Source organism: Streptomyces sp. Ru73 (genome assembly GCF_002920575.1).
In the GTDB taxonomy this organism is placed as follows: Bacteria; Actinomycetota; Actinomycetes; order Streptomycetales; family Streptomycetaceae; genus Streptomyces.
In genome coordinates this window covers 78,189-101,255 of record NZ_PQSQ01000006.1, presented here as the reverse complement: position 1 = coordinate 101,255, position 23,067 = coordinate 78,189, and the positions used below count along the sequence as shown (strand labels likewise).

The 23,067-nt window shown below is 73.4% G+C and carries 20 protein-coding genes, 1 pseudogene and 1 riboswitch; of the genes and pseudogenes, 11 read left to right on the top strand and 10 right to left on the bottom strand.

What is annotated here, in order from left to right; genetic code table 11:
• Nucleotides 1–76: 76 nt before the first annotated feature.
• The 4 genes from C3486_RS04625 (at nt 77) to C3486_RS04610 (ending at nt 3,888) form a co-directional block, all read left to right on the top strand.
• Nucleotides 77–775, top strand: a complete 699-nt coding sequence (locus tag C3486_RS04625) for a TetR/AcrR family transcriptional regulator (protein ID WP_103831252.1) — start codon at nt 77–79, stop codon at nt 773–775.
• Nucleotides 768–2,435 (top strand): FAD-binding dehydrogenase, encoded by a 1,668-nt coding sequence (locus C3486_RS04620; protein ID WP_103831251.1) that lies wholly within the window; start codon nt 768–770, stop codon nt 2,433–2,435. The genes C3486_RS04625 and C3486_RS04620 overlap by 8 nt, the downstream gene beginning before the upstream one ends.
• A complete protein-coding gene (locus tag C3486_RS04615) occupies nt 2,432–3,259 on the top strand; it encodes an SDR family oxidoreductase (protein WP_103831250.1) in 828 nt (275 codons plus the stop codon). Before C3486_RS04620 ends, C3486_RS04615 begins: the two co-directional genes overlap by 4 nt.
• A 218-nt stretch (nt 3,260–3,477) precedes the next feature.
• Nucleotides 3,478–3,888, top strand: coding sequence for a VOC family protein (locus C3486_RS04610; RefSeq protein ID WP_103831249.1), 411 nt, complete (start codon nt 3,478–3,480; stop codon nt 3,886–3,888).
• Between the two features lie 42 nt (nt 3,889–3,930).
• Here the strand turns inward: C3486_RS04610 and C3486_RS04605 are convergent, their stop codons facing one another.
• Nucleotides 3,931–4,389: a helix-turn-helix domain-containing protein gene (locus C3486_RS04605; RefSeq protein ID WP_103831248.1), complete on the bottom strand. Its 459-nt coding sequence runs from the start codon at nt 4,387–4,389 to the stop codon at nt 3,931–3,933.
• A 134-nt stretch (nt 4,390–4,523) separates the two neighbouring features.
• Between C3486_RS04605 and C3486_RS04600 the strand changes: the two genes are divergently transcribed.
• Nucleotides 4,524–5,819, top strand: a complete 1,296-nt coding sequence (locus C3486_RS04600; protein WP_219822191.1) for an MFS transporter — start codon at nt 4,524–4,526, stop codon at nt 5,817–5,819.
• On the opposite strand, the gene C3486_RS04595 is transcribed toward C3486_RS04600, so the two are convergent.
• The 4 genes from C3486_RS04595 to C3486_RS04580 form a co-directional block, all read right to left on the bottom strand.
• Entirely contained in the window at nt 5,785–6,558 is a 774-nt protein-coding gene (locus tag C3486_RS04595) for an IclR family transcriptional regulator (protein ID WP_103831246.1), read from the bottom strand. The genes C3486_RS04600 and C3486_RS04595 overlap by 35 nt on opposite strands.
• A 137-nt stretch (nt 6,559–6,695) precedes the next feature.
• The gene (locus C3486_RS04590) at nt 6,696–8,936 is read right to left on the bottom strand and encodes an AAA family ATPase (protein WP_103831301.1); all 2,241 of its coding nucleotides are present in this window, start codon (nt 8,934–8,936) and stop codon (nt 6,696–6,698) included.
• Between the two features lie 219 nt (nt 8,937–9,155).
• The gene (locus C3486_RS04585; protein WP_103831245.1) at nt 9,156–10,205 is read right to left on the bottom strand and encodes a 2Fe-2S iron-sulfur cluster-binding protein; all 1,050 of its coding nucleotides are present in this window, start codon (nt 10,203–10,205) and stop codon (nt 9,156–9,158) included.
• Between the two features lie 2 nt (nt 10,206–10,207).
• Nucleotides 10,208–11,419 (bottom strand): cytochrome P450, encoded by a 1,212-nt coding sequence (locus C3486_RS04580; protein ID WP_103831244.1) that lies wholly within the window; start codon nt 11,417–11,419, stop codon nt 10,208–10,210.
• Between the two features lie 288 nt (nt 11,420–11,707).
• Between C3486_RS04580 and C3486_RS04575 the strand changes: the two genes are divergently transcribed.
• Nucleotides 11,708–12,643 (top strand): AraC family transcriptional regulator, encoded by a 936-nt coding sequence (locus C3486_RS04575; RefSeq protein ID WP_103831243.1) that lies wholly within the window; start codon nt 11,708–11,710, stop codon nt 12,641–12,643.
• A gap of 25 nt (nt 12,644–12,668) precedes the next feature.
• Here the strand turns inward: C3486_RS04575 and C3486_RS04570 are convergent, their stop codons facing one another.
• Nucleotides 12,669–14,045, bottom strand: coding sequence for a cytosine permease (locus tag C3486_RS04570; protein WP_103831242.1), 1,377 nt, complete (start codon nt 14,043–14,045; stop codon nt 12,669–12,671).
• A 59-nt stretch (nt 14,046–14,104) separates the two neighbouring features.
• Nucleotides 14,105–14,201: riboswitch (TPP riboswitch) on the top strand.
• A gap of 3 nt (nt 14,202–14,204) precedes the next feature.
• Here C3486_RS04570 and thiM point away from each other — a divergent pair.
• Both thiM and thiE read left to right on the top strand, forming a co-directional pair.
• Nucleotides 14,205–15,041 carry a hydroxyethylthiazole kinase gene (thiM, locus tag C3486_RS04565; RefSeq protein WP_103831241.1) on the top strand — a complete coding sequence of 279 codons (837 nt, stop codon included), beginning with the start codon at nt 14,205–14,207 and terminating at the stop codon, nt 15,039–15,041.
• Nucleotides 15,038–15,712: a thiamine phosphate synthase gene (gene thiE / locus C3486_RS04560; RefSeq protein ID WP_103831300.1), complete on the top strand. Its 675-nt coding sequence runs from the start codon at nt 15,038–15,040 to the stop codon at nt 15,710–15,712. Before thiM ends, thiE begins: the two co-directional genes overlap by 4 nt.
• A gap of 446 nt (nt 15,713–16,158) precedes the next feature.
• On the opposite strand, the pseudogene C3486_RS38500 reads toward thiE, so the two are convergent.
• Nucleotides 16,159–16,527 (bottom strand): annotated as a pseudogene (locus tag C3486_RS38500) (GNAT family N-acetyltransferase); the annotation flags it as partial.
• A gap of 941 nt (nt 16,528–17,468) precedes the next feature.
• Between C3486_RS38500 and C3486_RS04550 the strand changes: the two are divergent.
• On the top strand, nt 17,469–19,106 hold the full coding sequence (locus C3486_RS04550) for a penicillin-binding transpeptidase domain-containing protein (protein WP_103831240.1): 1,638 nt from the start codon (nt 17,469–17,471) through the stop codon (nt 19,104–19,106).
• 22 nt (nt 19,107–19,128) lie between these two features.
• Here the strand turns inward: C3486_RS04550 and C3486_RS04545 are convergent, their stop codons facing one another.
• Nucleotides 19,129–19,896, bottom strand: coding sequence for a dienelactone hydrolase family protein (locus C3486_RS04545; RefSeq protein ID WP_219822188.1), 768 nt, complete (start codon nt 19,894–19,896; stop codon nt 19,129–19,131).
• 9 nt (nt 19,897–19,905) lie between these two features.
• Entirely contained in the window at nt 19,906–20,343 is a 438-nt protein-coding gene (locus tag C3486_RS04540; RefSeq protein ID WP_103831238.1) for a DUF3662 domain-containing protein, read from the bottom strand.
• Nucleotides 20,344–20,552: 209 nt separating this feature from the next.
• Between C3486_RS04540 and C3486_RS04535 the strand changes: the two genes are divergently transcribed.
• Complete coding sequence (locus C3486_RS04535) at nt 20,553–21,038, top strand: STAS domain-containing protein (RefSeq protein WP_103831237.1); 486 nt, start codon at nt 20,553–20,555, stop codon at nt 21,036–21,038.
• A gap of 18 nt (nt 21,039–21,056) precedes the next feature.
• On the opposite strand, the gene C3486_RS04530 is transcribed toward C3486_RS04535, so the two are convergent.
• Nucleotides 21,057–21,878 (bottom strand): alpha/beta fold hydrolase, encoded by an 822-nt coding sequence (locus C3486_RS04530; RefSeq protein ID WP_103831236.1) that lies wholly within the window; start codon nt 21,876–21,878, stop codon nt 21,057–21,059.
• Between the two features lie 229 nt (nt 21,879–22,107).
• Between C3486_RS04530 and C3486_RS04525 the strand changes: the two genes are divergently transcribed.
• Entirely contained in the window at nt 22,108–22,950 is an 843-nt protein-coding gene (locus C3486_RS04525; RefSeq protein WP_103831235.1) for an alpha/beta fold hydrolase, read from the top strand.
• The last annotated feature ends 117 nt before the right edge of the window (nt 22,951–23,067 follow it).

Here is a 23,067-nt window from a genome sequence, read left to right as displayed (position 1 = left end):
GTCGGACCCCTTGTCGATACACGAACGCATCGAATACATTCACGTATCGAACGGCGGCCGACGGCGGGACCAGCCCATGACAGCTCAGCGGACAGCGGCACCTACCGGCGCCTCCGGGCCCACGGGGCCCAAGCGCGTCACCCGGCGCCGGGCCCAGACCCGGCAGCGGCTGCTCGACGCCGCGCTGGCGGTCTTCGCCGAGGAGGGCTTCGGGCGGTCAACGGTGGACCAGGTGTGCGAGCGGGCCGGGTACACCCGGGGCGCGTTCTACTCCAACTTCACCTCGCTCGACGAGCTCTTCCTCGCCATGTGGGAGCAGCGGTCGGCGGCGATGCTGGCCGATCTGCGGGAGGCCCTGGACCGGCTGGGCACGCTGGAGACGGTCTCCCCCGACGAGGCGCTGACCGCCGTGCTCGACGCCGTACCGGTCGATGACGCGTGGTACCGCGTGACGGCCGAGTTCACGGCGCACGCGCTGCGCAATCCGTCGCTGCGCCGGGTGATGGCAGCGCGCGAACAGGCCATCCACGACACCCTGCTGCCGATCGTCGAGGCCGCGCTGGCCCGCGGCGGGCGGCGGGTCACCGACCGTACGGGGCTGGGCCACGCGCTGGTCGCCGTGCACGACGGCACCACCGTGCAGTGCCTGGTGGAGCCGGACGACGAGGCCGTACGACGGCGCCGCCACGAGCTGTTCCGGCACGTGGTGGAGGCCTACAGCACCCCCGACCGCACCGCTGACCGCACCCAGAGCGAAGGGGCTCCCCATGAGTGAGCGCGAACAGGCCGATGTGATCGTCGTCGGCGCCGGCCTGGCCGGTCTCGTGGCGACGTACGAACTGGCCAGGGCCGGGCGCAAGGTGCTGCTCGTGGACCAGGAGAGCGCGGCCAACCTGGGCGGCCAGGCGTTCTGGTCGCTCGGCGGGCTGTTCCTGGTGGACAGCCCCGAGCAGCGCCGGATGGGCATCAAGGACTCCTACGAGCTGGCGATGCAGGACTGGCTGGGTTCCGCCGGGTTCGACCGCGAGCGGGAGGACCACTGGCCGCGCCAGTGGGCACAGGCGTACGTGCAGTTCGCCGCCGGGGAGAAGCGGGCCTACCTGCACGAGCTGGGGCTGCGGCTGATGCCGAACGTCGGCTGGGCCGAGCGCGGGTCGGGGCTCGCCTCCGGGCACGGCAACTCGGTACCGCGCTTCCACCTCACCTGGGGCACCGGGCCCGAGGTGGTACGGGTCTTCCGCGAGCCGGTGCTCGCTGCGGAGCACCGGGGCCTCGTGACGTTCAAGCACCGCCACCAGGTGGACGAGCTGATCGTGGAGAACGGCGCCGCGGTCGGCGTCCGGGGCACGGTGCTGGAGCCGTCGGGCGCGGCGCGCGGCGTGAAGTCCTCGCGGACGCCGGCCGGTTCCTTCGAACTCCGCGCCCAGGCCGTCGTCGTGACCTCGGGCGGCATCGGCGGCAACCAGGACCTGGTGCGCAAGAACTGGCCGGTGGACCGGCTGGGCCCGGCCCCGGAGCGGATGATCTGCGGGGTGCCCGCGCACGTCGACGGGCGGATGCTGGAGATCACCGAGAGCGCGGGCGGCAGCATCGTCAACCGCGACCGCATGTGGCACTACGTCGAGGGCATCCAGAACTGGGACCCGATCTGGCCCGACCACGCGATCCGCATCATCCCCGGCCCGTCCTCCCTCTGGCTGGACGCCACCGGCAAGCGGCTGCCCCCGCCGCTCTTCCCCGGCTTCGACACGCTCGCCACCCTGCGGCACATCCGGGCCGGCGGCCATGACCACAGCTGGTTCATCCTGACGCAGTCCATCATCGAGAAGGAGTTCGCGCTCTCCGGATCCGAGCAGAACCCCGACTTCACCGCCAAGGACCTCAAGATGACGCTGGGCCGGACCAAGAAGGGTCCGACCGGCCCGGTCGCCGCGTTCATGGAGCACGGCGCCGACTTCGTCGTCCGCGACAACCTCCGCGACCTCGTCTCCGGCATGAACGCGCTGGGCAGCGCCCCGGAGCTGGACTACGACCAGGTGCGCCGGGAGGTGGTGGCCCGCGACCGCGAGGTGGACCTGGCGTACTCCAAGGACATGCAGCTGATGGCGGTACGGAACGCCCGCGCCTACATGGCGGACAGGATCGTGCGGGTGGCGAAGCCGCACCGGCTGCTGGACCCGGCGCACGGCCCGCTCATCGCCGTACGGCTGAACCTGCTCACCCGCAAGACCCTCGGCGGCCTGGAGACCACGCTGGACTCGCAGGTCGTACGGCCCGACGGCACGCCCTTCGAGGGGCTGTACGCGGCGGGCGAGGTGGCCGGGTTCGGCGGCGGCGGGGTGCACGGTTACAACGCGCTGGAGGGCACGTTCCTCGGCGGCTGCATCTTCTCCGGCCGCGCGGCGGGCCGGGCACTGGCGAAGGGGCTGGCATGACGAGCGGCAGCCCGCACGGCGGGGAGCGGCGTACGGCGCTGGTCACCGGCGCGTCCTCCGGGATCGGCCGGGCCGTCTGCCAGGCACTGCTGGCCCGCGGCTACCACGTGATCGCCACCAGCCGCAGCCCCGAGAAGATCCCCGAGGCCGACCGGCTGCCCGGCGCCGAGTACCTGGCCCTGGACCTCACCGACCCGGCGAGCATCGAGGCGTGCGCCGCGGCGGCGGGCGCGGTGGACGTGCTGGTCAACAACGCGGGCGAGAGCCAGCTCGCGCCGCTCGAAGAACTCCCGATGGACGCGCTGGAACGCCTCTTCCGGCTCAACGTCTTCGGCGCGGTACGGCTGACCCAGCTGCTGCTGCCGGGCATGCGGGCCCGCCGCCGGGGCCGGGTCGTCATGGTCGGCTCCATGCTGGCCAGCTTCCCGCTCGCCTTCCGCTCCTCGTACGTGGCCTCCAAGGCGGCCATCAAGGCGTTCGCGACGGCGGCCCGCCGCGAACTCTCCCCGTACGGTGTGTGGTTGACCACCGTCGAGCCCGGATCCATCAACACGGGCATCAGTGAGCGCCGCACCCGCTACCTGGCGGACGGCTCCCCGTACACCGCCGCGTTCCGCACGGTCTCCGCCCGCCTCGACCGCAACGAGGCCTCCGGCATCAGCGCCGAGACCGTGGCCAGGACCGTCCTCAAGGCCATCGAGACGCCCCGACCCAAACCGCTCTACGCCGTGGGCAGCAACGCCCCGCTCGTCTTCACCCTGCGCCGCCTGCTCTCCCGCCGCCAGGCCGAGTCGCTCGTCTCCCGCAAACACGGCCTCAAGTAAGGCAGGCGATAAGTCCGTTGCCATGGCCCGGGCCGATCACTAAGGTCACTCATGTGACTGCCGGGTCGGCCATGGGCCATGCACGAGTGAGGCTCCCGGCCTCGGCGTGAGCGCGAGGCGGGCAAGAGCCCCGCCCCTCCTTCCGAGTCTTCCGCGACAGCGCCCCTCTCGGCGCCCCTCTCAGCGACCCAAGACCCGGAAACACGGAGACACCACTCATGCCGCACGCACAGCAGCACGCGCACAATGCCGTCCAGTTGAACCACACCGCCATCTACGCCCGGGACCGCCGGCTCTCGGCCGAATTCCTCGCCACGATCCTCGGCCTGGAGGTCGGCGCCCCGCTGGGCCCCTTCCTCCCCGTCGACCTCGGCAACGGCGTGACGCTCGACTACTACGAGAAGCGTGACGAGCCGATCCAGTCCCAGCACTACGCGTTCCTCGTGCCGGACGAGCAGTTCGACGTCATGATCGCCCGCCTGGAAGCGGTGGGCGTCACCTACTACGCCGACCCGCGCCACACCGAACCCGGCCGGACCAACGACCTGTTCGGCGGCCGGGGCGCGTACTTCGCGGACCCGAGCGGCCACAACATGGAAATCCTGACCCGGCCGTACGCCCGGCCGTAGAGAAGCCCGCCCGGGGCGCATCCCCCACGGGCGCCCGCCGCCTCAGTCGTTCTTGCGTACGGAGGTTGTTTCGGCGTCGACGAGGTCGCCGTGCGAGCCGACCGGGCGGAGCTGCGGGAGCGGGGCGCCGTGGTCGTCGACGAGGACGGAGTGCGGCTCGCCGGGGGCGAAGGCGTGGCGTTCACCCCACTGCCGCAGGGCGACGATGACGGTGAACAGGTCGCGTCCGGCCGGGGTGAGCGTGTAGAGCTGCCGCTTGCCGGAGGGCGCGGTCCTCCGGTCGAGGACGCCTCGCTCGACCAGGCGGCGCAGCCTGTCGGTGAGGATGTTGCGCGCGATGCCGGTGCGCTGCTGGAAGTCGGTGAACGCCCGCGCCCCGTCCATGGCGTCGCGGACGATCAGCAGGGTCCAGCGGTCGCCGACCAGATCGAGCGTGCGCGCCACGGGACAGTCCGGATCGGTCCAGGTCACGTCGTCGGCGCGGGGTGCGTCCCGGGTCATCACACCTCCAAAGAGTTGCTGATCGAAACCATTCTGCCGTAACCTCCGATCAGTTGCGATTTGCTACTGATCGCAGCGCACCGACCTGCACCACTGAGTCGCACCACTGATCGGGGAGGGTGAGGCGGATGGGCCTGACCATCGGCCGGAAGGCACTGTTCGCCGCTGTCTGCGCGGTCGCCGTCGCGAGCGTCTACGCCGCGCAGCCCGTCCTCGCGCAGATCGGACACGACCTGGGAGTGCCGGAGGCCCGGCTGGGGTGGGTCGTCTCGGCCGGGCAGCTCGGCTATCTGGCGGGGCTGGCCCTGCTCGTCCCGCTGGGCGACCTCGTCGACCGGCGCCGGCTCATCGCCGGGCACCTGGCGCTGACCGCGGTGGGCGCGGCACTGGCCGCGACGGCCACCCGTACCTGGGTGCTGCTCGCCGGGCTGGCCCTGGCGGGTCTGTTCGCGGTCGCCGTCCAGACGACGGTCGCCTACGCCGCCGCCCTGTCCACGCCCGAGGAGCGCGGCCGCAATCTCGGGGTCGTGACGTCCGGCGTCGTCCTCGGCATCCTCGGCGCACGCGCCGCGGTCGGCGGCCTGGCCGCGCTCTGGGGCTGGCGCAGCGCGTACGTCGCACTCGCGGTGCTCCTGGTGGTGCTGGCGTGCCTCGTCCTGCGGATGCTGCCGCCCGACACCCGCACCGGCCGTGCCACGTACCGAGAGGTGCTGACGTCGCTGGGCGGGCTGTTCCGCGAGCCCCTGTTCGTCTCGCGGGGGCTGATCGCGTTCTTCCTGTTCGCCTCGTTCGGCACGCTGTGGAGCGGGCTGGCGCTGCCGCTCGCGGCTGCTCCGTGGCGGCTGAGCACCGCGCAGATCGGCCTGTTCGGGCTGGCGGGGCTGGCCGGCGCGCTCGGCGCCGCCCGCGCGGGGCGGTGGGCCGATGCCGGGTCCGCGAGCGCCGTCACCGGCGGGGCGCTCGCCCTCCTCGCCGTGTCCTGGGCGGCCGTCGGACAGGTGTCCTGGTCGCTGTGGCTCGTCGTGATCGGCGTGGTCGTCCTCGACTTCGCCGTGCAGGCCGTGCACGTGAGCAATCAGCACCTGCTCACCACGGCCCATCCGGACCGCACCAGCAGCGTCGTGGGCGGCTACATGCTCTTCTACTCGCTCGGTTCCGCGCTCGGCGCGACCGCCACGACGACCGTCTTCGCCAGGGCCGGCTGGACCGGCTCCAGTGTCCTCGGCGCGGCCTTCGCCGCCTGCGCACTCGCGGTCTGGGCGGTCGCGCGGCGTACGGCGGTGCGTACAGCGATGCGTCCGGCGGAGAGCCCGGCGGGGTGCGCCGAGGGCGGCACCGAGAGTGGCCGGCCCGGGCTGACGCATCGTCACGCGCGGGCCGGGTGCCCGGCGGCGCTCAGCGCCAAGTCCCCCTGTGCCCCAGGCTCGTAGACAGGTCCCTGGCGCCCTTCGTGGCCAGTTCGGCCAGTTCGGACTCGGTGGAGTCGGTCCAGCGGATCATCGGGACGGAGATGGAGAGCGCGGCGACGACGCGGCCGGTGCTGTCGCGGACCGGGGCCGCCACGCAGGAGACGTCCGGGTTGGACTCGCGGTGTTCGGTGGCGGTGCCGCGCTCGCGGACGGCGGCCAGCTCGGTGCGCAGCGCCTCGGGGTCCGTGATGCTGCCGGGGGTCAGGGCCACGAGTTCGTGGTCGGCGAGGCGCGCTTCCAGCTCCGCTTCGGGGAGCGAGGCGAGGAGCATCTTGCCGACCGCGGTGCAGTGCGCGGGCAGCCGGCGGCCCGCCGCCGAGACCATGCGGACGGCGTGCGTGGAGTCCACCTTCGCGATGTAGATGACGTCGGCGCCCTCCAGGATGGCGACGTGCACCGTCTCGTCGCAGGTGGCGGCCACCTCGCGGGCGACCCGCTGCCCCTCGGCCGCGAGGTCGAGCTGTTCGGCGTACCGGCTGCCGAGCTGGTACGCGCGGACGCCGAGGCGGTAGCGGCCCGGCTGGTCGGGGACGGGCACCAGGTAGGAGCGCGCGGCCAGGGTGGTGAGCAGCTCGTGCACGGTGGTGCGCGGCAGTTGCAGCTTGCGCACCACGTCGGGGGCCGACTGCGGGCCGTCCGCCTCCAGGAACAGTTCGAGTATGTCCAGTGCCCGGGTCACCGCTGGGACCAGTCGCCCCATGCCGCTCACCCACCCTCCGCCGCGCGCCGACTGTGTTCGTCATTCCGATCAGCGGCCGGAATGACGAACACAGGGTAGGGGGATGAGGGTTCGGCTGTCGACGGCCGGGGCGGCATGCGCTGCCCCGGCCCCCGTCCTCAGCGTGCCGTCAGCCCCTCCAGGCCGGCGGGCAGCGCCTGCGTGTGCACGACGCCCAGCCGCTGGGTGGCCCGGGTGAGGGCGACGTAGAGGTCGCTCACGCCGAACTCGGCCGGTTCGGCCACGACCACCGTGTCGAACTCGAGCCCCTTGGCCTGCCGCGGGTCCAGCAGCACGACCGGGCTGGTCAGGTCGGGGGCCGGGCCGGCGGACGCCTCGGGCAGGGCGGCCAGCAGCGCTTCGTGGTGGTGCTGCTGCGCGATGACCGCGAGCCGGCCCTCCGTACCGGTCTCCTCGGCGACCGCCTCGGCGACCGCGCGCGGCAGGTCGTCGGTGCGCCGGGACCAGGGCGGTACGCCGGTGGAGCGGACCGAGCGCGGCGGTTCGAAGGCTTCGCCGGCCGGGGTGCCGGCGTACGCGGCGCGGATCGTCGCCGCCGCGACTTCCATGATCTCGGCGGGCGTGCGGTAGTTGACGCCGAGGCGCACGTGCTCCCAGCGGTCGCCGACGTACGGCTCGAGGATCGACTCCCACGTGCCGCAGCTGCCGGGCTCGGCGGTCTGCGCCGGGTCGCCGACCAGCGTCATCGAGCGGGTCGGGCAGCGGCGCATCAGCAGCCGCCACATCATCGGCGACAGCTCCTGCGCCTCGTCCACGATGATGTGGCCGAAGGCCCAGGTGCGGTCGGCGGCGGCGCGCTCGGCCGCGGTGCGGTGGTCGGCCTCCTCCTGCCGGTCGGCGAGGCGTTCGGCGTCGACCAGGTCGTGCGCGGCCAGCACCTCCGATTCCTCGTCGTCCTTGTCCTCGAACTCCTGGGTCCGGGAGCCGTACGAGAGGTCGAGCACGCCCTGTGCGTACGCGATCCGCTCCTGGCGCTCCGCCTCGGCCGCGGCCTGCGCGGCGGAGTCGTCGTCGCCGAGGAGTTCGGCGGCCTCGTCCAGCAGCGCGATGTCCGCGGCGGTCCACTCGCCGCCCGCGCGCCGGATCGCGGCCGCGTCGGCCTCGGGCAGGTGCACCGGGTCGGCGAGGTAGTCCGCGACCAGTTCCTGCGGGGTGAGCACGGGCCACAGGTCGGCGATGGCGGCGTGCACCTCGGGGCTGGCGGCGACGGCCTTGCCGAGCTGGGCGATGTCGTCGGGGCCGAGGAAGTTCGGGCCGCCGTACGGGTCGGCGCCCAGCCGGTCGGCGAGCTGGGCGGTCAGCGCGTCGATGATCCGGAAGGCGAAGTGCGGGCGGGCGAGGTTGTGCGGCAGCCGCGTCTCGCGTGCCTGGTGCCGGGCCTCCAGGACGATGTCCGGGTCGAGGAGGAGGTCGCCGTCGTCGTGCGGGATGACGGTGCCGGGCTCGGGCAGCCGCTGGCGGTCGCGTACGTACGCGACCAGCGCGTCGGCCATCGCCGCACTGCCCTTGACCGTGGCGGCCTCGGGCGTGTCGGTGCCGGTGGCCGTGATGCCCGGGAAAAGCTCACCCGGCGAGGCGAGCAGTACGCCGGTCTCGCCGAGCGCGGGCAGCACCTCACCGATGTAGCCGAGGAACGCCGGGTTGGGGCCGACGATGAGGACGGCGCGGCGGGCCAGCAGCTCCCGGTGTGCGTAGAGCAGGTACGCCGCGCGGTGCAGCGCGACGACGGTCTTGCCGGTGCCGGGGCCGCCCTCGACGACCATGACGCCGCGGTGCGGGGCGCGGATGATGCGGTCCTGCTCGGCCTGGATGGTCTGCACGATGTCGTGCATCCGGCCGGTGCGGGCCGCGTCCAGCGCGGCGAGCAGCACGGTGTCGGCGTCGGTGCCCTCGTGGCCGCTGCGCACCGTGTCGGCGAGGTCCATGATCTCGTCGTGCAGCGCCGTGACGCGGCGGCCCTCGGTCGAAATGTGGCGCCGCCGGCGCAGCCCCATCGGGGTGTGCCCGGTGGCGAGGTAGAAGGGGCGCGCCACATCGGCGCGCCAGTCGATGACCAGCGGCGTGCGGTCGGCGTCGTCGCGCCGGATGCCGATGCGCCCGATGTGGTGGTCGGCGCCGTCGCGGAAGGAGAGCCGGCCGAAGCACAGGCCGTGCTCGCCCGCGTCGAAGGCGGCGAGCAGTCCGGCCTGCTCGGCGACGGTCACGTCCCGCTCCAGCCGGGCCTGCATCGTGCCCGCGTCGGCGACCGCGAGGGCGCCCTCGACGGTGGCGCCGGCGCCCGCGCGCAGCTCAGCGAGGCGCTCGTAGAGCATGTCGATGAATTCCTGCTCGCGGCGCATTTCCGCGCGCCGCGTCTCCTCGTCGACGGACCGGTCCGGCCGTACGCCCGATTCTCCGCCCGGCACCTGGATTGACAATGCGACTCCCGCCTGGTTAAGATAGCCCTAGTTAGCTTCGCCCTGCCCGGATTCATTCAGGCACGCGAAACTCCCAATATACGCGGAAGTCCGCCCCGGCCGCCAGCGCGACCGGGGTTCGTTGTTTTTCCGGGCGGATTCCTACCGGACGGGCGGCGCGGCGGCCGGGGTGAAACGCTCCTTGTGGATGCGGCGCGGAGCCATCCGGCGCCGCTTGAACGCCTTCACTCCCGCCTCCACCATCGGCGGCGGCCCGCAGAGATATCCGGCGTAGCCGCGGCACGAGGCCGGGAAGTCCGCCAGGAACACCTCGCTCACATAGCCGGTACGCCCCGCCCACTCCTCCGCGCTCAGGCAGGGCACGTAATGGAAGCCGGCGTGGCGGCGCGCGAGGTCCTCGAAGAATTCCCCGTCGTACAGATCGGCCGCGCCGCGCACCCCGTGGTACAGGTGAATCTCCCGGTCCGGGTCCGCGCCGAGCGCCGCGCGCGCGATCGACTTGAGCGGGGCCAGCCCGGTACCGCCGCCCAGCAGGATCATCCCCTCGGCGTCGTCGGCGTCGTCGGCCGGATCGAAGCAGAAGTCGCCGAGCGGGCCCGTCAGCCCGACCGTGTCACCGGGCCGCACGGTCGCGAAGAGCCAGCCGTCCGTGGCGAGCCCGCCGGGTTCGCGGCGGACGTGGAACTCCAGCTCGGTGGGGTCCGCCGGGCTGCTCGCCATGGAGTACGGACGGGTCGCACCGGTGCCGGGCACGCGCAGCTCGGCGTACTGGCCTGCCGAGAAGGCCAGCGGCTCGTCGAGCGCCAGCCGTATCCGGCGGGTGTCCCGGGCGATGTCCGCGACCTCGGTGACGGTCCCCAGGAAGTCCTTCAGGACGTGTCCCGCCGCGGTCCCGTCGCCGGTCGTGAGCGGTTCGACGGTGGTGTCGCAGACGGGCGTGGCCTGGCAGGCCAGCGCGTACCCGGCCGCGCGTTCCTCGGCCGGGAGGGTCTGCTCGGGCGAGGCGCCGTGGTCGACGCGGCCCGACGTCACGCGCAGCTTGCACGTGCCGCAGGTGCCCTGGTTGCAGGAGTTGGGCAGCCAGACGCCGGCCCGCAGGAAGGCGTCGAGCAGCGGCTGGCCGGGGCGACAGGAGACCTCGGAGCCCGCGGCCGTGGTGATCCGGAACGCCGTCTCGGTGGGTGCCGGCATGCTCAGACCTCCCAGACCGTGTGCAGCGCGGTCGGGCCGCGGAAGCCCCAGCCCCAGAACTCGACGTCGGCGCCGGTGTCCCGTTCGAGGTTGGGGATCGCCTCCAGCAGCTCTTCCAGGCCGATCCGGCACACGTGGTTGGCGAAGTAGATGCCGGCGCACGCGTGGTTGCCGGCGCCGAAGGCGAGGTGCGGCAGCGGCGGGCGGGTCAGGTCGTAGGCGGACGGGGCCTCGTACACGCCGGTGTCGTGGTTGGCGGAGCCGTAGGCCATCATCACCGTCGAGCCCTTGGGCAGGAACACACCGCCGACGGTGGTGTCCCGGATGTTGGTGCGGGCCGTCGCCGACCAGATCGGTGACGTCCAGCGCATGCCCTCGGCGACGGCACGCGGGATCAGCCCCGGCTCGTCCACCACGGCCTCGAACTGCTCGGGCCGGGTGAACAGCCCGGCGAGCGTGGAGGCCATCGCGTGCCCCGGCTCCTGCATCGCGCCCAGCAGGAACACGAAGAGCGTCGGGTAGATGTACTCCCGGTCCCTGACCTGCCCTTCCGGCATGCCGTCGTGCAGCCAGTGGGAGATGGCGCTGTCGTCGGGCTGCACGGTCCACTTGTCGATCAGCGGGTCCACGATGGCGCGGATCTCCGCCTTCGCCGCGTCCCCTTCCGCGAATCCCTCCGGGTTCGCGAACTCGCCGTTCTCGTCCAGCGCGGCGTTGGTGAAGGAGTGCGAGAGCTTGTGGAACCACTCGCGCAGCTTGTCCGAGGGGACGTCCTTCAGGCCGAGCAGGTCGCCGAGGGCGCGCACGCTGACCGGTTCGCAGAACTCCGAGACCAGCTCGGCCTTCCCGGCGTCCTCGATGGCCGCCACGTAGCGCCGCGCGATGGGCCGCACCAGCTCGTCCACCCAGCGGTCGACCTCGGTGGGCTGCAGCGCCGGGTCCACCATGGAGCGGAGGTCCCGGTGGACGTCGCCGTTCACGCCGATCACCGCGGGGTGACCGAAGGTGCGCCCGCCGGCCCGGGTGATGACGGCTTCGAAGTCGGGGCTGTTCGCCACCGTCCGGCACAGTTCGGCAGTGGTGGCGACGTGCGCGCCGAGGAGCGGCACGTACGCCAGCGGCGCCTCGGCCCGCAGCCGCTCGTAGAACGGGTACGGATTCCGTTCCAGCTCGGCCATGGTGATGTCTTCGATCCACTGCGGGATTGCGCTCATGGGCTGTCCTCCGTCTGCTCGGGAACGTCACGCGACCGCCGCCGGGGCACCTCCGCGGGTGCCGTACGGCAGCGGCGGCTGCGGCGTGAGCGGCAGCAGAGCACGGGCCTGCGGGGTCCGTCGATCCGCTCGGCGCGGTCCGCAGACACATTGCGCGGCGGACCTGACGGCGCGCCGCGCCACCGCGGAACGGGCCGTACCGGGCGGTGCACCGGCCCTTTCCGGCCACGCCGGAATCGTGTTACACATCGTTCACTCGCGGAGGACGGGCAGGGCGGTGCGACGGCGTTGAAGACCACCACGACGACGACCGGTGACTGGGACGAGGCGGCGGAGGTCGTCACGAGTGCGTACTTCCCGCACGAGCTGACGGCGCTGTCCCGGGGGCCGGAGCTGAACCTCTCGCTGCACACCACCGACCTCGGGCCGCTCACCCTCGGGCGGATCGGCTGGGGCGCCGACGTGGCGATCGACTGCGACTACCCGGACGCGTACGAGGTCAACGTGCCGCTCTCCGGCCACCTGGAGTCGCGCAGCGCCGGGCGGACGGTGGTGTCAGGCGTGGGCGAGGGCACCATCTTCCCGCCGGACACCCGCACCCCGATCACCTGCTGGTCCCACGACTGCACGGTGGTCGGCGTGAAGTTCGACCGGGACCTGCTGGAGCGGGAGACCGGCCGGGTGCTCGCCGCCCCGGCCCGGCCGCGGGCGCTGCCGTCGCAGATCGCGCCGTGCACGGACGCGGCGCGCAGCTGGCTGCACTTCGTCCGCATGCTCTCCGCCGACCTGCGCCAGGTGGACGCCATGCTGGCCAGCGAGCTGGTGGCGCGCCAAATGGTCAGCGCGATCACCACCGGGTTCATCCTCGCGGTCGTCCCCGACCAGGACCCCAGGGCGGCGCTGCGGCCGCGGATCGTCAAGCGCATCCTGGACGAGCTGCACGACGACCCCGGACGCCCGTGGACCGCGGCCGACATGGCGGAGGTGGCCGGGGTGAGCGTGCGACGGCTGCAGGAGGGCTTCCAGAAGTACGTCGGGGCCTCCCCCACGGCCACGCTGCGCGACATCCGGCTGGACCGGGTGCACGCGGAGCTGGCCGATCCCGACGCGGGCGCCACCGTCGCCGAGGTGGCCGCCCGCTGGGGGTTCACCCACGGCGGGCGGTTCGCCGCTGCGTACCGGAGGCGGTTCGGGGTCTCGCCGTCGGAGACCCTGCGTTCGTAAGGCTTCGTAAGGCGAAGCCCGCGTGTCAGGCGCGCGCCGCGGACTTCCGCAGGCGCAGCGGTGCGTAGACCGCGACCGAGACCAGGAAGGCCACGTAGTACGCCAGGTCGGCGCCGTGCAGTGCCTCGGCGGCCGGGCCGACGTACAGCGAGGTGTCCATGAAGGGCACGGCCGCGGCGAAGGCCACGACGAAGGCCAGGACCGCCGGCCACCACGGCTGCGGGCGCGCGAACTCCTCGTGCACGTCGACCGGGCGGCCGCCGCGTGCCCTGGCGCGGGCGAGCCAGTCGACCGCGACGACGCCGATGAAGCCGGGGATCCAGTAGCCGACGAAGAGCAGCACGTTCTGGAAGCGGGCCGTGGTGTCGGCGGCGTGCATCCACAGCACGAGCAGGAAGCCGAGGACGGCGGCCACGGCGGCGGCGAGCGGGCGCGGGATGCGGACGCCCGCCGTCTGCAGGGCCAGCGATCCGCTGTAGTCGTTCATGGCGTTGCTGCACACCGCGGAGGCGGCGATGGCCAGCAGCCCGAAGGCGGCCAGCGCGCCGCCGCCGAGCAGCTTCTGCACGCCCGCCGCCGTCTGCTCGGTGAACAGGCCGGCGGCCCACAGGCCGAGCGTCTGCACCCAGAGGTAGGAGACGGCCATGCCGAGCAGCGCGTACCAGAACATCCGCTGCCGGGACGCCGAGCGCGGCAGGTAGCGGCTGAAGTCCGAGGCGTACGGGGCCCAGGAGATCGCCAGGCTCAGCGCGACGGCGGTGGTGAGCAGGAACGCGCCGGCCCGGTCGGCGCCGTGCGCGGTGGCGGCCGAGGGCAGCGGGACGCCGTCGAGCAGCTTGACGCTGAGGGCGAGGAAGGCCGCGCCCAGCACGAAGGTCATCACGGTCTGGAGGCGGTGGATGGCCTCGTAGCCGAGGACGCCGACGACGCCCTGGAGGAGCAGGACGGTGAGCGCGCCGAGCCAGAACGGCCAGCCGAGCAGCCGGGCCAGCGCGTCCCCGCCGAAGAGCCCGATGAGCGCGTCCCAGGCGATGGAGGACAGCCACTGCAGGACGCCGGGCAGTACGACGCCGTTGCCGAACGCGAGCCGGGAGAGCGGGAGTTGGCCGGTGCCGGTGAGGCTTCCCCAGGTGCCGAGGTACGCGGACGGGGCGGCGCCGAGCAGCGTGCCGAGCGCCATGGCGGCGAACGCCGTCCAGAAGTCGAGCCCGAGGCCGATGCCCACGGTGCCGGTGAAGACCCCGGTCATGGTCAGGTTGGGCGCGAACCAGACGGTGAAGAGGCGGCCGGGCCGGCCGTAGCGGTTGCCCTCGGGCACCGGGCCGATGCCGTGCCGCTCGACGGACAGGTCGCCGGCGCCGGCGGGCATGCGCCCGTCGAAGACGGGCCTCTCGATGGTCATGGGGATTCCAGAGGTCGGGGTTCCGGTTCGGGAACGGGGTGCGGGTAGCATGGTGAGGCACACGAGACACGGGGTGCCCCATCTCAAGGGCTGAGATCACACCCGTCGAACCTGATCTGGATCGCACCAGCGAAGGGAATGTCACGGAGGAATGCCCCTATGACGCGTCCGGCCGACGACCTGCTCGCCGTCACCTGGCAGGCCCTCAACCGCGTACGCCATGAAACACCACTGGTGCAGTGCCTCACCAACCAGGTGGTCGCCAACTTCACGGCCAACGTCCTGCTCGCGCTGGGTGCGGCCCCGGCCATGGTGGACATTCCCGAGGAGGCCGGACCGTTCGCCGGGGCCGCCTCCGGAGTACTGGTCAACCTGGGTACCCCGCACGCCGAGCAGCGCGCCGCGATGACCGAGGCGGTCGCCGGAGCGGCTGCGGCGGGCACGCCCTGGGTGCTGGACCCGGTGGCCGTCGGCTCGCTGCCGGTACGCACCGCGCTGGCCCGGGAGCTGCTCGCCCAGGGGCCCGCCGTCGTCCGCGGCAACGCCTCGGAGATCATCGCGGTCGCCGGGACCGGGGACGGCGGACGCGGCGTGGACGCCACCGACGAGGTCGAGTCGGCGGCCGCCGCAGCGGGCGAGCTGGCCCGCGCCACCGGTGCCGTGGTCGCGGTGTCCGGCGCCGTCGACCTGCTCACCGACGGCGAGCGGACCGTGCGGATCGCCAACGGGGACCCGCTGCTGACCCGGGTGACCGGCGGGGGCTGCGCGCTCGGCGCGGTGCTCGCGGCGTTCGCCCCGCGGACCACGCCGGACGCCGCCGCGCAGGGTGACCGGCTCGCCGCCGCGGCCGCCGCCGTGGCCGTCTACACGGTGGCCGCCGAGGTCGCGGCGGAGCGCAGCGCCGGGCCCGGCAGCTTCGCCGCCGCCTTCCTGGACGCGCTGTACGGCCTGGACGAGGAGACGCTCGGCAAGCGGGCGGCGGTCTCGTGGGCGTGAACGGCACGCCGGCCGGCGGGCGGCCCGACCTCTCCGTCTACCTGGTCACGGACGCGGCGCAGGCCGCCGCGTGCGGCCGGGACGTGCCGGGCACGGTCGCCGAGGCCGTGGCCGGCGGGGTCACCGCCGTGCAGGTCCGCGAGAAGGACACCGACGCGCGGGGCTTCCTGGACACGGTGGTGCGGATCGCCGCTGCGCTGCCGGAGCGGGTCGCGCTGTTCGTGAACGACCGGGTGGACGTGTACCTGGCGGCCCGCGCCGCCGGGGCGCGGGTGACGGGGGTGCACGTCGGCCAGTCGGACCTGCCGGTGGCCGCCGTCCGCGCGCTCGTCGGGCCGGACGCGGTGATCGGGCTGAGCGCCGCGACGGAGGAGGAGCTGCGGGCGGCCGCCAAGGAGCCCGCGCGGGTCGACTACGTCGGCATCGGCGCGCTGCACGCCACCCGTACGAAGGCGGACGCACCGCCCGAGCTGGGCATCGAGGGCTTCGGCCGGCTGGCGCTGCCCACCCCGCTCCCGGCGGTGGCGATCGGCGGGGTGACCGTGGCGGACATGCCGCTGCTGCGGGCCGCGGGCGCGGCGGGCGGCGCGGTCGTCTCCGGCATCTGCGCGGCCGCCGACCCGCGTGCCGCGGCGCGCGCGTACGCGGGGGCCTGGGCCGGCCGGAGCTGACACGCCGGGGCCCGGCGGGGCACGGCAGCTCCGCGCACCCGCCGCGTGCGGCCCGGCCCGGCCGCCCCGCACGGGCCCCTATCCCCCGCGAAGGAGTGCCGGTAACGGTCGTCGAGCCGGTCCGTGTCCAGCAGCACGAAGAAGTCCGCCACGCCGGACTCCGGGTCGTGCGCCGGGGCTCCGCACATCCAGGCGCCGGCCCGCAGGTAGCCGCGGAGCGGCGGCGGCAGCAGCGCGTAGCTCGGCTCGTGCTCGCTCACGCCCCGCGGCGTCCAGGGCCGGTACGGGTGTACCCGCAGGTCGGCCGGGGCGCAGTGCTTGACGTTGCCGAGCAGCCAGCCGGCCGAGGCGGCCCGGCCGCCGTCGTCCAGCGGGACGGCGGCGCGGCAGGCCAGGTAGCGGGCACCGGACAGCAGGACGTACCGCGCGAGCCCCGCCCACATCAGGTCGGTCACCGCGCCGGTCCGGTGGTCCGGGTGGACGCACGAAGGGCTCGCCTCGACCAGCCGGCCGCGCAGCGCGTGCAGGGCCCCCAGGTCGAACGCGCCCTCCGAGCTGAGCCGTTCGGTGCGCCCCGGCGGCAGCAGCCGGTACGTGCCGACCACCTCGCCGCTCGTCGTGTCCGTCACGATCAGGTGATCGGCCGACGCGTCGAAGGCGTCGGCGCCCGCGAGCCGGGTGCGCGGCGACGCCCCCGCCTCCTCGGCGAGGACCCGGTGGCGCAGCCGCCGGGCCGCCCGTACCTGCTCGGCGGTGTCTGCGATCGACGTGGCGTACGAACCGGTGGCCGCCGAGGCGGTGGGTACCGAGAGCATGAACAACGTTCTCCCTTCCTGGGGACAGCCGGCGCCGGCGGGGAAGCCCGGCGGCGCACCGGACGCCGGGCCGCCGGCGCGCCGCTGGACCATGAAAGCCACCGGGGGCCGCCGGGGCCGGGCAACGGCCGAAAGCCACCGCTCGCGCCGGGCGTCCGGCCGCGGCCCCCGCGGCGCTCCGGTGCCGGGCCCAACAGGCGCTCCCGGTCTTGTCCAGAGGCCGACAGGCCCTGCCCGCCGGCCGCGCGCGGTGGCAGAATCCCAGTCGCTCCCGCGTCGCCACCCGCGCCGCCCCACGGCGGGCCGCGACGGCTTGTTCCAGCAGGTCTTGATGCCGAGGGAGACCGCGATGACGTGGACCGCTCCTTCCCTGCACCCGTTGTGGGCCTCCGTCCGCCACCGGCTCCGTACGCCGCCGGTTCCGGCCGGGGCGGGCGGCGCCGCGGCGGCCCGTCCGGCGGCCGACGGGACCGGGCCGTCGCCGGTCGCGGTACGCCGGTACGACGACCGCACCGTCATCGAAGTGCACCGCCCGATCCGCCCGGTGGCCGAGCCCCATCTGGGGCGGCTGCTCAACGCCGTCATCCGCCCCGGCAGCGGCACGGTCGTCGTCGATCTGCACCGGGTGGGGCGGACCGGGGACACGGCGGCGCTCGTCCGGCTGGCCGAAGTGCTGTGCGCGCACCACGAGGTGGACTGCTCGGTGGAGTACGACGCGCCGCCGGCGGCCGTGCCGCATCCGGCGGAGGACGCCGTCGCCCCCTCGGCACCGAGCAGACGGGCCGCGCCGCCGCATGGACCGCCTCGTTCCGGTAATGTCCATGATCGCTATCTGATAACGGATTTGCGTTCGAACGGCTCGTCCACCCGGTCCGCCCCGTACCGTGCGTCCCATGGCGTCCTTGAACTCGTTCAAGGAGCCCTTGGGGGAGGGAGCGCGGATGCGCAGCGGGGTGAAGATCACCCTTGTCGGCGGGGTGCTGACGGTGGTGACCGGGGGTGCGCTGTACTGCGGCTACAACCTGGTGCACGGGATCATGGGGTACGGCGGCACGGGCGGCACCGCGCAGGCGGCACCGGTGCGGACCGGACCGCCGAGCGCCGACGAGACGACCGAGACGGCCGAGGCGTTCCTCGCCGCGTGGGCGAAGGGCGAGAGCACGGCCGCCGCCGCGCTCACCGACAACCGGGCGGTCGCCCGGACCGAGCTGGCCGGCTTCCATGACCAGGCGCACCTCAGCCATGTGGTGATCACGCCGGGCGAGCGCAAGGGCACGACCGTGCCGTACACGGTCAAGGCCGAGGTGTCGTACGACGGGCGGTCCGCTCCCCTGTCGTACGCCTCGGAGCTGCGGATCGTGCGGGGCAGGACCACGCACAAGCCGCTGGTGGACTGGCGGCCCTCGGTGCTGCACCCGGAACTGGAGGAGGGCGAGTACCTGGTGACCGGCGCGGCCGAGGACCCGGAGATCCGGGCCGTCGACCACCGGGGCCGGCCGCTGACGAAGGAGCGGTATCCCTCGCTGGGGCCGGTGCTGGACGAGCTGCGGGAGAAGTACGGCAAGCAGGCCGGCGGCACCCGCGGCGTCGAGCTGCGCATCGAGAACGAGGAGGGCGAACCCGGCCGTACCCTCCTCACCCTCCGCAAGGGTCGGGCGGGGACGCTGCACACGACGCTGGACGCGGACGTGCAGGCCGCGGCCGAGCGGGCGGTGCAGGCGTACCCGGAGTCGTCGGTGGTAGCGGTCCGGCCGAGCACGGGCGAGATCCGGGCGGTGGCCAACAACCGTACGGACGGCTACAACGCGGCGATGCTGGGCAGAGTGGCGCCCGGCTCCACCATGAAGATCGTCACGGCCGCGATGATGATCGAGAACGGCGTGGGCGACGCGGCCGGCAAGGCCGCCTGTCCGCCGACCGTGAGCTGGGAGGGCTACACCTTCCACAACCTCGACGACTTCTCGATCCCGGACGGCACCCTCACCGACGCCTTCGCGCAGTCCTGCAACACCGCCTTCATCAAGGCGGTCAAGCCGCTCAACGACCGGGGCGCCGCCGGCACGGCACTGGGCCGCACGGCCCGCGACTCCTTCGGCCTCGGCGCCGACTGGCACACCGGCGTGCCGTCCTTCGACGGCAGCGTCCCGGAATCCTCCGGGGTGGAGACCGCCGCCTCCTACATCGGGCAGGGCAAGGTCCAGATGTCACCGCTGGCCATGGCGTCCGTCACCGCGACCGTCGTCAACGGCGGGTTCCGGCAGCCGGTCCTGGTGCCTCGGTCGCTCGACGACCGGGCCCTGGCCACCGCGCGCCCGCTCTCCCCCGCCACCGCCCGGCAGCTGCGGCAGATGATGCACGCGGCGACCGTCGGCCGGGGTACGGCCGTGGCCGCGATGGCGGGCGTCGGCGGGAACAAGGGCGCGAAGACCGGGTCCGCCGAGAAGGACGGGCAGACCCGGTCCAACAGCTGGTTCACCGGCTACAGCGACGACCTCGCGGCCGCCGCGCTGGTCCAGTCGGGCGGCCACGGCGGCGACGCGGCGGGCCCGGTCGTCGCGCAGGTGCTGCGCGCCGGGTAGCGCCGCGCCGGCCGGCGCCTCGTCAGCCCTGCTTCAGCGTACGGCCGAAGAGGTCCCGCAGGGCCTCCCAGTGCCGGGCCAGGCCGGACGCGCTGTACGCAGCGGTGTCGGCCATGGTGAAGCCGTGGACGGTGTCCGGGTAGACCTCGGAGCGGTAGGTCACGCCCGCCGCGTCGAGGGCGCGCTCGAGCTCGGCGATGTGCCCGGCGTTCATGGAGTCGTCCTGCGAGGCGTGGCCGAAGTACAGCTCAGCGCGGATGTCGCCGGCCAGCCGGTGCGGGCTGTCCGGCGCGTCCGTGGCGAGGTGGCCGCCGTGGAAGCTCGCCGCCGCTGCCACCCGGTCCGGGAACCGCGCCGCCGTGCGCATCGCGAGCGCGCCGCCCATGCAGTAGCCGGTCAGGCCCACCGCACCGGGCCTGACCCGCTCCTGCTCGGCCAGGAAGCCGAGGTAGCTCTCGGCGTCGCGCAGCGCCAGGTCGGGGGTCAGCTCGCGGACGAGCGGCATGACCTTGCCGAAGAATGCCTCCCGGCCCTCCGGGGTCGAGAGGTCGGACAGCTCCACCACGGGCGCCGGGCCCGAGCGGTAGAAGAGGTTCGGCAGCAGGACGTAGTACCCCTGCGCGGCCAGCTCGCGCGCCATGTCCTCCAGCACGGGGCGCAGGCCGATGGCGTCCATGTAGAACAGCACCGCGGGGTACTGTCCCTCCTCCGCCGGGTGCGCCACGAAGGCGTCGCACGAGCCGTCCGCCGTGCTGATCGTCACCGGCCCGGATTCCGTTGTCGCTGCCACGTGTTCTCCTTACGAGGTCCCGGAAGCTTCCTGTGCATCATGCACCTTTGCCGGGGTGGCGAACGCATCCGGGGGGATGTTCGGCAAAGCCTGGCTGGTGATGCGGTAGCGCCCGTTCGGAAGCGGTTCCTCGGATGCGGCGACGTGGACGGTGAGCGGTCCCGCCCATTCGTAGTCGTGTTCGGCGGCGTGCCGGGCGAGCGTGTCCGTCAGTGCCTGCGCGACGTCCTCGTCCTCTTGACCCAGCCGCTCGTGGACGTAGGGTGCGAGTTCGACGTCGTAGGCGTTGGGCACCAGTATCCGGTTCTCGTTGCAGACGACGGCGTGGTCGTCGCACTCCCGGCGCAGCGCGTCGACCAGCAGCACCGGATCACTGCGGAACACCCTGTTGACCAGCGTGTGTTCCCAGTGTTCCACCGCGTCTTCCCATTGTGTGAGCAGTCCCATGCGCCGACGGGTGCCCGGGGCCCCGGGCCTCATGCAGCACGGGAGGGGGCCCACAAGGCCCTGATCGCGGCGTTACGGACCGGTCACCGTGCGCGCATTCCGGCCATTAGCGTGCCTGGCAGGAAATCGCACACTTTCCCGGAACAAGACCCGCTACTGTCACCAACGTGAGAGTAGCTCACATCTCCCCCGCACGATGAGGTAGCCAGATGCCGCTCCCCGACGGCTTAGAGATGACCGCGCTCGCCACCTGTGACGACGGAGCGGTCCTGCAGATCAGCGGTGAGCTCGACCACTGTACCGAGCAGCACTTCCGCGCGTCCGTCGGCACCTTCCTGGACCGCGGCCACCGCCATGTCGTCCTGGACTGCTCCCCGCTCACGTTCTGCGACTCGCGCGGCCTGAACTGCCTGCTGAGCGTGGAGTGGCTGCTGGAGCGGCGGCAGGGCCGGCTGCTGCTGGCCGGGGTCCGGCACAACGTCGCGCGCGTCCTGCACCTGACCGGCACCGGCAGCCTCCTGCGCACCTTCCCCACCGTCGCCCGCGCGCTGGCCACCCTGCCCCCGGACGAGCGCCCCGCCTGGCCGCCGCCCGCGGCCGGGCACCGGCTCACCGGCGAGCTGCCGCACGTCCCGCCGCAGGGCCGCGCCGCGGCCACGGCGTACGCGTACCGCTCGGGCTCGGCGCCCGCCTGACCGCATACCGGCCGGCCGCTACTCCTCGAGGAACGCGAGCAGGTCCCTGTTGAAGGTCTGCTCGTACTCCCCCGAGAGGCCGTGCGGCGCGCCCGGATAGACCTTCAGCACCGCGTTCTTGACCAGCGCAGCGGACTTCGGTGCCGCGGCCCCGATCGGAACGATCTGGTCGTCGTCGCCGTGGGCGATGAGCGTGGGCACGTCGATGCGCCGCAGGTCCTCGGTGAAGTCCGTGGCGGAGAACTGCTCGACGCAGTCGTACGCGGCCTTCAGCCCGGCCTGCATGCTCATCAGCCAGAACGCGTCCCGCGTGCCCTGCGACACGGTGGCGCCCGGCCGGTTCGCGCCGTAGAAGGGCTCGCTCAGCTCCCGGTAGTACTGCGACCTGTCGCGCAGCAGCCCCTCCCGGATGGCGTCGAAGACCTCGACGGGCGCGCCCTCGGGGTTGTGCTCCGTGCGGAGCATCAACGGCGGTACGGCGCCGAGCAGTACGGCCTTGGAGACCTGCGCGGTGCCGTGCCGGCCGAGGTAGCGCACCACCTCGCCGCCGCCCGTGGAGTGCCCGACCAGGACCGCGTCGCGCAGGTTCAGCAGCTCCATCAGCCGGGCGAGGTCGTCCGCGTAGGTGTCCATGTCGTTGCCGTGCCACGGCTGCCCGGAACGGCCGTGGCCGCGGCGGTCGTGCGCGATGCCGCGGAAGCCGTGCTCGGCCACCAGGCGCAGCTGCCCGTCCCAGGCATCGGCGTTGAGCGGCCAGCCGTGACTGAAGACGACGGGCCGTCCGCTCCCCCAGTCCTTGTAGAAGATCTCCGTGCCGTCGGCCGCGGTGAACGTCCCCATGTCTGCCTCCAGTTGTCCGGTCCGCCGACGTGAGCAGGCACGACCGAACCTAGACGGCCGTGCGGCCGCTGCCCACGGCCGGACGGCGGAACACCCGGCGTACTTTGCCTACGCCGCCACACCCCGGACCGCAGCGGTAAGGCTTGTAATGTTTTACACTCCTTAGCTATGCCCCCCGGTGGCCCTCGCCGCGCCGAGGGTCCCGCCGCCCCGCGAAAGGACCGGTTCGTTGACCGACACGCGCACATGGCAGCTGGACAGGACCTTCCGCAGCAGTGCGGGAACGGTGCGCTGGGCACGGCTCGGCCCGGAGGACGCCGAGCCGGTGGTCCTGCTGCACGGCACGCCGTTCTCGTCGTACGTCTGGCACGGGATCGCGCCCGCGCTCGCACGGCGCCACCAGGTGTTCGTCTGGGACATGCCCGGCTACGGCGCGTCCGAGAAGCACGCCGGACAGGACGTCTCACTGGCCGCCCAGGGCCGGGTCTTCACGGAACTGCTGGCGCACTGGGGGCTCGGCCGGCCGGCCGTCGTCGCACACGACTTCGGCGGCGCCGTGGCCCTGCGGGCCCATCTGCTGCACGGGGCCGCGTACCGGCGGCTGGCCCTGGTGGACCCGGTGGCGCTCGCCCCGTGGGGCACGCCGTTCTTCCGGCTGGTCGGCGCGCACACCGCGGTCTTCGAGCAGCTGCCGCCCGCGCTGCACCGCGGCCTGATGCGGGAGTACGTCCGCTCGGCGAGCCATCGCGGGCTGCGCGACGACGTCGCCGAGGAACTGGTGCGCCCCTGGACCGACGAGGCGGGCCAGGCGGCCTTCTACCGGCAGATCGCGCAGGCGGACCAGCGCTACACCGACGAGATCCAGCGGGAGTACGGCGGCATCGACATCCCCGTCACCGTGTGCTGGGGCACGGAGGACACCTGGATCCCGGTCGCCAGGGCGCACGAACTGGCGGCGGCGATCCCGGGGGCACGACTCGAACTCATCCCGGGGGCGGGCCACTTGGTGCCGCTCGACGCCCCCGTACCGCTCTACTCCGCGCTGCTCGACTTCCTCACCGCGCCGGAGTGACGCACCTGAGCCCGGTGCCCGCGCCGGCCGCACGGCGAGGGCACAGGGTCCCACGGGGGCCGGACGCCGACAGGACCGGGCCCGCACGGGACACCCGCCGGGGCCGGCCGGCGCAGG

Coding starts and splice junctions, on each gene's coding strand:
- C3486_RS04625 (WP_103831252.1), top strand. CDS start 77: ATGACAGCTCAGCGGACAGCGGCACCTACCGGCGCCTCCGGGCCCACG.
- C3486_RS04620 (WP_103831251.1), top strand. CDS start 768: ATGAGTGAGCGCGAACAGGCCGATGTGATCGTCGTCGGCGCCGGCCTG.
- C3486_RS04615 (WP_103831250.1), top strand. CDS start 2,432: ATGACGAGCGGCAGCCCGCACGGCGGGGAGCGGCGTACGGCGCTGGTC.
- C3486_RS04610 (WP_103831249.1), top strand. CDS start 3,478: ATGCCGCACGCACAGCAGCACGCGCACAATGCCGTCCAGTTGAACCAC.
- C3486_RS04605 (WP_103831248.1), bottom strand. CDS start 4,389: ATGACCCGGGACGCACCCCGCGCCGACGACGTGACCTGGACCGATCCG.
- C3486_RS04595 (WP_103831246.1), bottom strand. CDS start 6,558: ATGGGGCGACTGGTCCCAGCGGTGACCCGGGCACTGGACATACTCGAA.
- C3486_RS04590 (WP_103831301.1), bottom strand. CDS start 8,936: ATGCGCCGCGAGCAGGAATTCATCGACATGCTCTACGAGCGCCTCGCT.
- C3486_RS04585 (WP_103831245.1), bottom strand. CDS start 10,205: ATGCCGGCACCCACCGAGACGGCGTTCCGGATCACCACGGCCGCGGGC.
- C3486_RS04580 (WP_103831244.1), bottom strand. CDS start 11,419: ATGAGCGCAATCCCGCAGTGGATCGAAGACATCACCATGGCCGAGCTG.
- C3486_RS04570 (WP_103831242.1), bottom strand. CDS start 14,045: ATGACCATCGAGAGGCCCGTCTTCGACGGGCGCATGCCCGCCGGCGCC.
- thiM (WP_103831241.1), top strand. CDS start 14,205: ATGACGCGTCCGGCCGACGACCTGCTCGCCGTCACCTGGCAGGCCCTC.
- C3486_RS04550 (WP_103831240.1), top strand. CDS start 17,469: ATGCGCAGCGGGGTGAAGATCACCCTTGTCGGCGGGGTGCTGACGGTG.
- C3486_RS04540 (WP_103831238.1), bottom strand. CDS start 20,343: ATGGGACTGCTCACACAATGGGAAGACGCGGTGGAACACTGGGAACAC.
- C3486_RS04535 (WP_103831237.1), top strand. CDS start 20,553: ATGCCGCTCCCCGACGGCTTAGAGATGACCGCGCTCGCCACCTGTGAC.
- C3486_RS04530 (WP_103831236.1), bottom strand. CDS start 21,878: ATGGGGACGTTCACCGCGGCCGACGGCACGGAGATCTTCTACAAGGAC.